At 64.0% G+C, this 531-nt stretch carries 1 protein-coding gene; it reads left to right on the forward strand.

Features of this window, described 5'->3' with window-relative positions:
* Positions 1–65: 65 nt before the first annotated feature.
* The coding region (locus EOA19_RS35040; RefSeq protein ID WP_245486471.1) for a GntR family transcriptional regulator at positions 66–531 on the forward strand (466 nt) is incomplete at its 3' end.

A 531-nucleotide genomic window follows, 5' to 3' on the forward strand; every position in this document is an offset into this window, starting at 1 on the left:
GTGACTTCCTGCCCGGCCAAAGACTGGTCGTGCGACAGCTTGCCGAACAGTACCGGACCAGCGCCATGCCGGTGCGCGAGGCCTTGCGGCAACTCGTCAGCGACGAGGCGATGTTCGACCACCCAAACCGGGGCGTCATCGTCCCCGAGGCCACGGTGGCGCGTATTTCGGATCTCGTGCGTGTGCGCTGCAGCGTCGAAGGGACGGCGGCCGAATGGGCTGCGACGACCATCACGCCCGAAGAGCTCGATGAATTGGCGAAGCTGAACAGCCTGATGCGCGAGTGCGTCGAGAGCAACGTCATGGCTAACTATCTCGGCCTGAACAGGCGGTTCCATTTCACGATGTACCATGCCGCGCGGTCACCTCTCATTCAGCAGATCATCGAGAAATTGTGGCTGCAGGCAGGACCGTTCTTGAACATCGTCCGCTCGGACGTGACCTACGGCCTGGGCCTGGACCATCACGACGAAATGCTCGCGGCGCTGCGTCGCGCCGATGGCGCCGCTGCGCGCAAGGCGCTGGTGGCCG

This window comes from Mesorhizobium sp. M7A.F.Ca.US.010.02.1.1, from assembly GCF_004023085.1.
GTDB lineage: Bacteria > Pseudomonadota > Alphaproteobacteria > Rhizobiales > Rhizobiaceae > Mesorhizobium.